This window comes from Streptomyces sp. NPDC029216 (genome assembly GCF_040648015.1).
Lineage (GTDB): Bacteria > Actinomycetota > Actinomycetes > Streptomycetales > Streptomycetaceae > Streptomyces.
Genome location: NZ_JBEZWL010000200.1, coordinates 1 through 10,620, shown reverse-complemented (window position 1 = coordinate 10,620; position 10,620 = coordinate 1). Strand labels below are relative to the sequence as shown.

At 72.9% G+C, this 10,620-nt stretch carries 11 protein-coding genes; 6 read left to right on the top strand and 5 right to left on the bottom strand.

All coding sequences use genetic code 11. The features are described 5' to 3' along the window. Nucleotides 1–386 precede the first annotated feature (386 nt). Nucleotides 387–1,058, bottom strand: coding sequence for a DUF4097 family beta strand repeat-containing protein (locus tag AB0F18_RS36310; RefSeq protein WP_362068867.1), 672 nt, complete (start codon nt 1,056–1,058; stop codon nt 387–389). Nucleotides 1,059–1,298: 240 nt separating this feature from the next. On the opposite strand from AB0F18_RS36310, the gene AB0F18_RS36305 reads away from it, so the two are divergent. The 3 genes from AB0F18_RS36305 (at nt 1,299) to AB0F18_RS36295 (ending at nt 3,268) form a co-directional block, all read left to right on the top strand. Next, complete coding sequence (locus tag AB0F18_RS36305) at nt 1,299–1,670, top strand: VOC family protein (protein WP_362068864.1); 372 nt, start codon at nt 1,299–1,301, stop codon at nt 1,668–1,670. Nucleotides 1,671–1,677: 7 nt separating this feature from the next. After that, entirely contained in the window at nt 1,678–1,968 is a 291-nt protein-coding gene (locus AB0F18_RS36300; RefSeq protein ID WP_362068861.1) for a YciI family protein, read from the top strand. Between the two features lie 883 nt (nt 1,969–2,851). Further along, entirely contained in the window at nt 2,852–3,268 is a 417-nt protein-coding gene (locus AB0F18_RS36295) for a VOC family protein (RefSeq protein ID WP_362068858.1), read from the top strand. Here AB0F18_RS36295 and AB0F18_RS36290 read toward each other — a convergent pair. After that, nucleotides 3,232–3,642, bottom strand: coding sequence for a helix-turn-helix domain-containing protein (locus AB0F18_RS36290; RefSeq protein ID WP_362068855.1), 411 nt, complete (start codon nt 3,640–3,642; stop codon nt 3,232–3,234). The genes AB0F18_RS36295 and AB0F18_RS36290 overlap by 37 nt on opposite strands. A 59-nt stretch (nt 3,643–3,701) precedes the next feature. On the opposite strand from AB0F18_RS36290, the gene AB0F18_RS36285 reads away from it, so the two are divergent. Together AB0F18_RS36285 and AB0F18_RS36280 are read left to right on the top strand one after the other, a co-directional pair. Further along, on the top strand, nt 3,702–4,337 hold the full coding sequence (locus AB0F18_RS36285) for an NAD(P)H-binding protein (RefSeq protein WP_362068852.1): 636 nt from the start codon (nt 3,702–3,704) through the stop codon (nt 4,335–4,337). Next, nucleotides 4,334–4,831 (top strand): nitroreductase/quinone reductase family protein, encoded by a 498-nt coding sequence (locus AB0F18_RS36280; RefSeq protein WP_362068849.1) that lies wholly within the window; start codon nt 4,334–4,336, stop codon nt 4,829–4,831. Before AB0F18_RS36285 ends, AB0F18_RS36280 begins: the two co-directional genes overlap by 4 nt. Before the next feature lie 35 nt (nt 4,832–4,866). Here the strand turns inward: AB0F18_RS36280 and AB0F18_RS36275 are convergent, their stop codons facing one another. Then, entirely contained in the window at nt 4,867–5,157 is a 291-nt protein-coding gene (locus AB0F18_RS36275; protein ID WP_362068846.1) for a hypothetical protein, read from the bottom strand. A gap of 149 nt (nt 5,158–5,306) precedes the next feature. Between AB0F18_RS36275 and AB0F18_RS36270 the strand changes: the two genes are divergently transcribed. Beyond that, on the top strand, nt 5,307–7,154 hold the full coding sequence (locus AB0F18_RS36270; protein ID WP_362068843.1) for a hypothetical protein: 1,848 nt from the start codon (nt 5,307–5,309) through the stop codon (nt 7,152–7,154). 42 nt (nt 7,155–7,196) lie between these two features. Here the strand turns inward: AB0F18_RS36270 and AB0F18_RS36265 are convergent, their stop codons facing one another. Then, entirely contained in the window at nt 7,197–8,684 is a 1,488-nt protein-coding gene (locus AB0F18_RS36265) for an aldehyde dehydrogenase family protein (protein ID WP_362068840.1), read from the bottom strand. Further along, the gene (locus AB0F18_RS36260) at nt 8,681–10,420 is read right to left on the bottom strand and encodes a D-aminoacylase (protein ID WP_362068838.1); all 1,740 of its coding nucleotides are present in this window, start codon (nt 10,418–10,420) and stop codon (nt 8,681–8,683) included. The genes AB0F18_RS36265 and AB0F18_RS36260 overlap by 4 nt, the downstream gene beginning before the upstream one ends. Between the last annotated feature and the right edge of the window lie 200 nt (nt 10,421–10,620).

Below are 10,620 nucleotides of genomic sequence, written 5' to 3'. Positions count from 1 at the left end.
GATGGCCTTCGGCCACCCTTGACAGACCGGCCCGTCCCGAAATGCCAAAGACTGTCGGGAAGCCCCCGAAGGAACGGCATGGTCCAACCTCAGCAGATCGGCCCGGTCCGGCAATGCGACGACCTGATTCCGGTCGCCTGATTGGGATTCGGGCCGAGTGGGGGCCTCTGCGGGGTTCGGGCAGACGGCCGCCCCAGATCGCTACGCGCTCCTGTTCGTTCGGCGTCCGGCGACCGTCCGGGGCTGCTGCCTGCACGAGAGGCCGATGGGATCGTCCTCCGGGCCGGGCAGCCGCCCCAGATCGCTACGCGCTCCTCTCGTCTCAGCGTCCGACGGCCGTCCGGGGCTGATACCCGCACCAAAGGGCGACCGGACGGTCCTCGGGGTCAGATGCTGCGGGCCGAGATGTCGCCGTAGGCGGTGGTCGCCTCGATGGTGAGGGGGGCGGCGGCGCCTTCGGCGTTCTGGAGGGCGTTGTGGATGCGGCCGTAGCCGGTGCCGGCGTCGAGGGTGGCGGAGACGCCTCGGGCGGCGCCGACGGAGATGTTGCCGTGCTGGGTGTTCAGCTTGAGCGCGCCCTGGACGGCTTCGGTGATGGTGATGTCGCCCTTCTGGGTGCTGATCTCGGCCTGGCCGTTCAGGCGGCCGAGGGTGACGTCGCCGGCCTGGACGGTGACGCGGGTGGCGGCGGTCTCGTCCAACTGGACCTGGGCCTGGGCGGCTTCGAGGACGACGTCGCCCAGTCGGCCCTTGCTGCGGACCTCGACGGCGGCCAGCGTGGCTTCGATGCTGGAGCCGGCGGGGAGCTGGACGGTCACGTCGACGAAGCCGGAGTTGCCCGTGAGCCGGTTCGTCGCCTCGGCGGCCACGACGCGCAGGACGCCGTCGGCGAAGGAGACCTCGATCAGCTCGGCCGCCTTCACGTCGCGGCTCTTGGAGGCGTCCGCGGGGCGGACCTCGACGGTGGCGTCCGCCCGGTCGGCGGCGATGAGGTGGACCTGACCGGCCGGGATGTCCAGGACGGCGGAAACCGGGGCGGCGGTGGCGAACTTCTGCATCGTGCTCTCCTTCGTCGGTATCGCGCGCCCTTCCGGCCCGCTACTTTCTGACAGGAGAAACGCTACGTTGCATTCCAAGGTCTGACAACAGGCACGTTGCGAGAGAGTTGGATAAGTCCAGGTCAGAAGTGTTAAATCGTTGCAACGAGTTGAGATGCAACGCAACGTAGGCATGTGGCGCATTGCAATGGAATGCGAATAAACGCTATGCCGGAGGGGGATCGTCTGTAGTGTGCGCGCATGGCATCTCTGGTACGACACATAACGATCGACTGTCACGACCCTTATGAGCTCGGGCAGTTCTGGGCCGGAGTCCTCAACGGGGCATTGCAGGAAGAGGACTTGCCGGGCGATCCGGAGGCGCTGCTCACGACGGAGGGTGGGGCACTGCTGTTCATCCAGGTACCCGACACCAAGACGGTGAAGAACCGAGTGCACCTGGACGTCCAGCCGCAGGACCGGTCTCGCGACGAGGAGGTCGAGCGGATCATCGCGCTGGGCGCCACCGTGGTCGGCGACCACCGGAAGCCCGACGGGGCCGGGTGGGTGACCCTGGCCGATCCCGAGGGAAACGAGTTCTGCGTGGAGCGCAGCGCCGCAGAGCGGGGCTGATTCGCCCATGTTCGTGATCACGGTGACCTACACGGCATCGCTGGACGAGGTGGACCGGTGGAGGCCGGCTCATGGCGACTGGCTGAAGCGGCTCATCGCGCAACGGCTGCTCCTCGCGGCAGGGCGTCAAATACCCCTGACTGGTGGCGTCTACCTCGCCTCCGCGATGCCGGCCGAAGATCTCAGCCGTCTGCTCGCCACCGATCCCTACGTCCTCAACGGCGTTGCCACACACAGTGTCGTGGAATTCACGCCGCTGCTGGTCTCGGACGGCCTGGAGGAGCTCAAGGGCCAGTAAGGGCCGCATGTCCGGCGGCAGCAACCCGTGCTGTCGCGGAAGAGCCCGCTCAGCACGTCAAACGCAAGAACCCCGACCTCCTCACGGAGGCCGGGGCCTTTCACCGAGCGCTGGGCAGGCCTTGCACCTGCATCCCCCCACAGGAAGTGGGGTGCCTTTCCTTGGACCACCAACGCCAGTCCCACCGCCGGTTTCCCGGCTGCGAGCTCGTGATCGACTTTACATGAAAATCAGCCACCAGCCCACCCCCAGCCGCCAACAACCGGAACCCCATCCCCAGCACCCCTCCATCGCCCTCCCGTGCAGGCAGCAGCCCCGAACAACCGCCGGCCGCCACCCCATCCGGAGCACGTAGCGATCTGACGCGCCCACCTGCTCCGGAGGACCATCCCGTCGCCCTTTGGTGCGGGTATCAGCCCCGGACGGTCGCCGGACGCCGAACGAACAGGAGCGCGTAGCGATCTGGGGCGGCCGTCTGCCCGGATCCCGCAGGGGCATTCACTCGGCCCGGGTGCCAGGTCTGCCGGGCGGAATCAGGTCGTCGCATTGCCGGACCGGGCCGATCTGCTGAGGTTGGACCATGCCGTTCCTTCGGGGGCTTCCCGAGAGTCTTTGGCATTTCGGGACGGGCCGGTCTGTCAAGGGTGGCCGAAGGCCATCGCGCAGCGACGCGACCGAAGGGAGCGCCCTTGACAGGCCGGACCGGCACGGAAGGACAGTGGACTGGCGGGAAGCCCCCGACACACCCCGACCCCGCCCCAGGGGTGCACCGCCCACCCCCAGCCGAAGCCACCGCCGCCACCTCACCAACCCCGCTGCACCACCTGACAGATCAGCCCCGCCCCCACTCCCCACCCACCCGTCACGCCCCTACCCTCCCCGCATGATCGATCGAATCGATGGAATCGATGCACACACCCACGTCCGCGTAGCCCGCCCCTCGCGCGATCTCGCGGCCGCCGAGCGGTTCTACGTCGACGGGCTGGGGCTCGACGTCCTGTGGCGGACCTCGGGGCACGTCCCCGGGGAGCACGACCTCGTCATGGTCGGCCCGGCCGGCGGCGGCTGGCACTTCGAGCTCACCCGGGACCCCGAGGACCCGGTCGACCCCTCGCCCACCGTGGAAGACCTCTTCGTCGTCTACCTCGGGCGGACCCCCGACGCCGCCCTGGTCCGCCGCCTGATCGCCCACGGCGGCAAGCAGGTCGCGTCCGCGAACCCCTACTGGGACGAGTACGGCGTCACCATCGCCGACCCCGACGGCTACCGCCTGGTCCTCTGCTCCCGCACCTGGGGCTGATCGGCTCCCGCCGACAGGCCCGCCTCCCGGACGTCGATCAGCTCGTCCCAGTGGTCCCGCGTCCACTCGCAGGCCGCGTCCAGCGGCCCCAGCAGCCCACGGCCGAGCGGCGTGAGCGCGTACTCCACGCGGCGCTCGGGCCCCTCGCTCTCCTCCCGCACCACGAACCCGTCCCGCTCCAGCCCCCTCAACGACTGCGTCAGGGACTTCGAAGTGATGCCGCGCAGCGGCACCTTGAGCTCCGAGAACCGGCGCGGACCGTCCTCCAGGCACCGCAGGATCAGGGAGGCCCACTTGTCGCCGACACGGAAGGGCACGAGCGGCGAGGGACAGACGGGGTCGAACATCTCGGGGTCCAGGGGCGGTTGCGTCATGATCGCCACCGTAGGCCGGTATCCGAACGGTAACCACCCCCTTTCCTAGGATCACCCGCATGCCAACCGAACCCAGCACCACCACCCACCCCCACCCCACCCACCCCACCCTGATCGTCTTCGGAGCCACCGGCCGCACAGGCCGAGCCATCGCCGCCGAAGCCGAGGCGCGCGGAATCAAGGTGACGGCCGTCGGCCGGACCGCCGGGGACATCACCTCCGCCGCCGACGTGGCCCGTCTGGCGGCCGGCCACGACGCGGCGGTGGCATCGGTGTACGACCCCCAGGCCGCCCCCGGGCAGTTCTTCCCCGCCGTCGCCCGCGCCCTCGCCACGGGCCTCCCCCAGGCGGGCGTGCGCCGCCTGATCACCGTCGGGCTCGCCTCGGTGCTGCCCACCGCCGAGGGCCCGCTGCTGATGGACACCCCGGGGTACCCGCAGGAGTGGCGGGAGTTCTACGAGGGCCACGCGGCCGGTACCGAGGCGCTCCGCACGGCGGCACCCGAGGGGCTGGACTGGGCGGTCCTGTCCCCGGCCGGCGATTTCGACCACACGGGCACCCCCAGCGGCGGCTACACCCTCGCCCCGGCCGACGCCGCCAGCCGCATCACCCCGGCCGACTTCGCCACCGCCGTGGTGAACGAACTCATCACGCCCACCCTGCACGGCGTGCACACAGGAGTGTCAAAGGAATGAGCACCAACCCGGGATCAGACAGCGCGATATCGAACAGCGCGGTATCAGACAGCGCGGTATCAGACAGCGCGGTATCAGACAGCCCCAACCCCTGGGTCGCAGACCACATCCGGCGCTTCGAGGAGACCGGCGGCCACCCCCGCCCGGGCATCCAGGACCTGCTCCTCACCACCCGCGGCCGCCGCTCGGGCCTCCTGCGCCGAACGGCCCTGGCGTACATCAAGGACGACGGCGCCACCCCCACCACCTACGTCCTCACCGCCTCCAACGCCGGCTCCGACCGTCACCCCGCCTGGTACCTGAACCTGGCCGCCGACCCGGCCGTCACCGTCCAGGTCGGCGCCGAAACCTTCCCCGCGCACGCCCGTCGCGCGACCCCGGCGGAGGTGGAGCGGCTGTGGCCACGGGTGGTGGCCGCGATGCCCTCGTACGCCGCCTACCGCGAGGCGACGACCCGCGAGATCCCGCTGGTCCTGGTCACCCGTACGGGGTGACGCCCCTCAGCCGGCCGACCGGCCGGCCGACCGGCTCAGCTCACCGACGGCGCGTGCGGCAGCCCGCCGGTCAGGGCGGTGTCGGCGCCCGCGAGGGAGCCCTGGGTGGACTTGGTGGCGCTGCCCGCCGCCGCGCCGGTGACGGCGAGGGCGGTCTTCGTGTCCTTCATCGCCTGGCCCGGGTGGCCCGCGATGTCGACGACACGCTCGACGACGGGCTGCCCCTCCACGGAGGGCCCGTCGGCGGCGTGGGCGGCGGGGGTGAGGGCGAGGGCGGCTCCGCCGGTGAGGACCAGGGCGGACAGGGTGCGCTTGATGGGAGTCATGCCCGGCCCAACGACCCCGCCACACCCCGGGTCACCACCACCCCCCTCATTGGTGTGAAGCTCCGCCGCGTGAAAACCAGTGGACGGCCCGTGACCGCGGCTGGCAGGGTGACGGCCATGACCTACGGAATCGAGTCCCACCCCGCCCGGTGAGCGCCCGCGACGAGCGGACGCCGCTCACTCCCGGAGCCTCCCTGTACGACTACGCCGTGTTCCGCCACGGCGTCGATCCCGCCGGCAGCTTCCCGCTCCGCGGCTACACCCTCCCCCAGGGCCCCGAGGGCCCCGACGGCCCGCCCTCACCACCCCCCTCCCGCCCCCGCCTCACATGGCCCGAGGCCCGGGAGGAGGCGACCGCCGCCCTCACCGGCCCGCTGGCCGACCCGGACCCCGTCCGGGCAGCCGCGGCCGTCCACCGGGCGGTCGACGGGCTACGGCTGCCGGACCGCACCATCCGCGCGGTGGCCGCCCTGATCCCGCTGGCCGACGAACCCGCCGCCCGGCGCACCGCCCGCCGCCTGACCCGGGCCGGAACCAGCGGCACCGCCGTCGGCGTGGGCCTGGCGCTCCTGATCCGCCTCGGGGAAGCCGAGGACGTGCCCTGCCTCAAGGCCCTCGGGCTGCTGCGCGAACTGCGCCCGCAGGCCGCCGCCGCACTCGACCCCCTCGACCGGCAGGCGGCCGCCCTCCTGCTGCTGGCCCACCGCAACCGCGACCAGGCCCTGTCCCCGTTGATCGACGCGATCGCCGCCCACGAACACGGCACGGCCCCCGGCACCGGCCCCGGCGGCCGGGCGGTACGGGACGCGCTCGTCGCCCTCGTCACGGCACCCGACTGGCTCACGGCCACCCGCTGGCAGGCCCGCCGGATCGCCGAGGCCGCCCGCCTCGACGACCTCCTGCGCACCCACCCCGAAGACACCGGCCTGCTCACCGCCGCCGGACGGCTGCTGCACGCCATGGCCGCCCAGCACAACGCCCGCGTCGACGTCCTCGAATACGGCCCGGCCGTGGAGGCGTACCGGGCGGTGGTGGCCGGGGCCGGCCGCCGGACCCCGGACCTCGACCACCAGGCCCTGCTCCTCTCCCTCGCCCTCGACCTGCACAGCGGCACCGCCGCACTCCTCGACTGGCCCGCCGGAGAACGGGAGGCCCAGCTCGCCGTCCTCGAACGGCACCTGCGCGCGGCCCCCGCCCCCTCCGGGGAGGAGCAGCCCCGCCGGGCCGCCTGGCTCCGGCGCAACCGCCTGCGGCCGTTCGACGGCCCGACACCGCCCCCGCACCTGCGCCTGGAGGTGGCGATGGACGACCCCCTCGACCACCCCGGCGTCGAGACGCGGATCCTGATCGACGGCCGGCCCCTCGTACCGGCCCTCTTCGGCGACGGCCCGGCCCACCCGCCCGAGCATCTCCTCGACAACGGCGAACTCCTGGCCGGCCCCGAGCCGCGCGAGGTGCAGCTCGCCGAGGCGGACTGCACCGAGGGCTGCTGCGGCGCCCTGTACGTGACCGTCCGCCGCGACGGGGACGAGGTCGTCTGGGGCGGCTGGCGCGGTGCGGCCGGCCCGCCCCCGCCGGAACTGCGCTTCGACGCCGCCGCCTACGACACCGAGGTGCGGCGCGCCGGGGCCGACCGGTCCTGGTCGTGGCCGGCCCGCAGCACCGCCCGGCTGATCACGGCCGGGCTGCGGGAACGGCCGGAGCTGCGGGCCCGCTGGGACCTCGGCTGGATCCGGGCCACCACCGGCTGGCGCGACCCGGACACGGTGATCGTGAACTTCCTCTACCGGCCCGCCCCGCCGGAACCGGCAGAGGACACCGGCCCCAGCCTGATGTTCGAATGGCAGCTGCCCGACGACGGCCGCCCGCCCGAGACGCAGGCCGGAGCGGCGCTGGCCCGGCTGGAGGGCACCGACCCGAAGACGTACGCCAGGGTGGCCGGCGGGAACCGGGAGCTGGCCGAGTCCCTCGGCTACGCCTGGCCGCAGCCCGGATAGCCGCAGTCCCCCGGGGCGGACACCCCGGGGGACCCGTCCCCGTCACGTCGTCCAGACCACCGACTGCACCTCGCTGTACGCGTGCAGCGCGTACGAGCCGACGTCCCGGCCGACCCCCGACCGTTTGAACCCGCCGAACGGGGCCTCCATGTTCCGGCCGGTCGTGTTCACGCCGACCCCGCCCGAGCGCAGCCGGCGCGCCACCCGGAAGGCCCGCGCCGCGTCGCCGGACCACACGTAGCTGATCAGCCCGTAGTCGCTGTCGTTGGCCAGGGCGACCGCCTCGTCCTCGCCCCCGTCGAAGGGGACGACCACGACCACCGGCCCGAAGATCTCCTCCCGCACCACCCGCATGTCGTTGGTGCAGTCCACCAGCAGCGTCGGCGCCACGTAGAAGCCCTTGCCCCTGCCCGCGCCCTCCCCCACCACCGGCCGCTCCCCGCCGTACGCGATCCGGGCCCCTTCCTTCCGCCCCAGCTCCACGTACGACTCCACCCGGTCCCGGTGCGCGGCCGAGATCACCGGGCCGACCACCGTCCCCTTTTCCGCCGGGTCCCCCACCTTCATGAACGCCAGGTACCCCGTCAGCTTCTCCACCAGGGCCCCGTACACCGACCGGTGGACGATCACCCGCGTGGGCGCCGTGCAGATCTGGCCGCTGTAGAAGGAGAAGGTCGTCCCGATCCCGCTCACCGCCGCGTCCAGGTCGGCGTCCTCGAAGACCACCGCCGCGCCCTTGCCGCCCAGCTCCATCAGCTGCCGTTTCATGGACCGCCCGCAGACCTCCGCGATGCGCTGCCCCACCCCCGTCGAGCCGGTGAAGGACACCATGTCCACGTACGGGGAGTCCACCGCCGCCTCGCCGACCTCCACCGACTGCCCCGAGACCACGTTCACCACCCCCGGCGGGAGCCCGGCCTCGGCCAGCGCCTCCGCCATCCGGAACACCGACAGCGGGTCCTGCGGGGCCGGCTTGACCACCACCGTGTTCCCCATCGCCAGCGCCGGGGCCACCTTGCCCGCCGGGTTCGCCCAGGGGTTGTTGTACGAGGTGATGCACGTGACCACCCCGACCGGCTGGCGCACCTCCAGCGCGCCCAGCACGCTCGCCCGCCCCATCGGCCCGGCCTCGGTGACCTGCGGCGGGAGCCCGCGCTCCACCGGCTCCAGCGCGCCCTTCGCGTACCGCCGGAAGCGCGCCACGCCCACCCCGACCTGCATCCCTCGCGCGATCCCGGTCGGGGCGCCCGTCTCCGCCCGGGCGAGCTCCGCCCACGGCTCGAACTCCCGCTGGATGACGTCCGCGGCCCGGTCCAGGATCGCCGCCCGCTCCTCGGGCGCCGTGCGCGACCACGGGCCGAAGGCCTTCGCGGCGGCGCGGGCGGCCTCCTCGACCTGCGCCCGCGAGGCCTCGGGGGCCAGGCCCACCACGGACTCGTCCGCCGGGTTGACCACCTCGTAGTGGCCCCCGCCGGGCTCGACCCACTCCCCGCCGATGTAGAGCTTCTGCCCTGCGCCGTCCCGGTTCATCGGGTGCTCACCGTCCTCGTGTCCCGGCCCGACCGGAGCACGATCCCCGGGATCGCGCCGGTCACCTCGTCGTCGCGGACGGTCTCGACGCCGTTGACCCGCACCGACACGATGCCGATCGCCCGGGAGTCCAGGCGCGGGCTGTCGCCGGGCAGGTCGTGGACCAGGGTGGCCGGGCCGGCCTCGATGCGCTCCGGGTCGAAGAGGACCAGGTCCGCGTGCCAGCCCTCGGCGATCCGGCCGCGCTCGCGCAGCCCGAACAGCTGCGCCGGGTCGTCCGTCAGCATCTTCACCGCCTGCTCCAGCGGCACCAGCTTGCGGCCGCGCAGGCAGTCGCCGAGGAACCGGGTCGTGTACGGGGCCCCGCACATCCGGTCCAGGTGCGCGCCCGCGTCGGAGCCGCCGAGCATGACGTCCTCGTGCTGCCAGGTCTCGGCGCGCAGGGCCCAGGTCGCCGGGTCGTTGTCGGTGGGCATCGGCCACAGGACGGTGCGCAGCCCGTCGTTGGCGCAGATCTCGACGAGGCACTGGAAGGCGTCCTGCCCGCGTTCGGCGGCGATGTCGCCGACGACGCGTCCGCTGAGCCCCTCGTTCTCCTTGCTGTACGTGTCGCCGATGACGTACCGCCCGAAGTCGGCGAGGCGCCGGAAGACCCCGGCCTCCTTGCTGTCGGCGCGGCGCAGCATCTCGGCGCGCACGCCGGGGTCGCGGAGCTTCTCGATCCGCTCGGGGACGGGGAGCCCGAGGACCTCGCCCCAGCCGGGGATGAGGTTGAGGGCGCAGAACGTGCCGAGGGACATGTTCATGGGCGTGAGGATCGGCATGGTCAGCGCGACGATCCGGCCGCCGGCCTTGCGGGCGCGCTCGCTGGGGATCAGCTGGCGCGGGACGCGTTCGGGGACGGAGGCGTCGATGGTGAGGACGTTCCAGTTGAGGGGCCGCCCGGCGGCCGCGCTCATGTCCACGAAGAGGTCGATCTCCTCGTCGGAGAACTGGTCGAGGCAGCCCGCGACGATGGCTTCGAGCTGGGTGCCCTCGTGGTCGGCGACGGCGCGCGCGAGCGCGAGCAGTTCGGCGGGTCCGGCGTGCCGGGAGGGGACGGGGGCGCCGTCGCCGTCGGAGTGGGTGGAGGACTGGGTGGTGGACAGGCCCCAGGCGCCGGCGTCCATGGCGTCGTGGAGGAGGGCGAGCATCCGGTCCAGCTGGGCGGGGGTGGGGGTGCCGCCCGTGGCGTCCTCCCCCATCACGTGGCGGCGCAGGGCGCAGTGGCCGACCATGAACCCGGCGTTGACGGCGATCCGCCCCTCCAGGGCGTCGAGGTACTCGCCGAAGCCGGACCAGGACCAGTCGACGCCCTCCTCCAGGGCGGCGAGGGCCATGCCCTCGACCTTGCTCATCATGCGGCGCGTGTAGTCGGCGTCCTCGGGGCGGTCGGGGTTGAGGGGGGCCAGGGTGAAACCGCAGTTGCCGCCGGCGACGGTGGTGACGCCGTGGTTCATGGAGGGGGTGGCGTACGGGTCCCAGAACAGCTGGGCGTCGTAGTGGGTGTGGGGGTCGATGAACCCCGGGGTGAGCACCAGCCCGTCGGCGTCCTCGCTGGTGCGGGCCTCCTCGTCGACGGTGCCGGGGGCGGCGATGACGGCGATGCGGCCGTCGCGTATGCCGACGTCTGCGACGCGGGCGGGGGCGCCGGTGCCGTCTACGACGGTCGCTCCGCGGATGAGGTGGTCGAGCATGGGGTTCCCTTCCCGTCCTGGACGGTTTGCGATGGCTTGGCCGCGTGCGGGGGTCCGGGTGCCGGGTGTGCCGCTGCGCGGGGCTGGTCCCCTACCCGCCCTTCGCCCGTTCCCTGGGGGCAAGCCCCGGACCCCGTACGTGCGCTGCGCGCCCGTGCGCTCAAACGCCGCGCGGGCTGGAATTTCGCTGCGCGAAATCC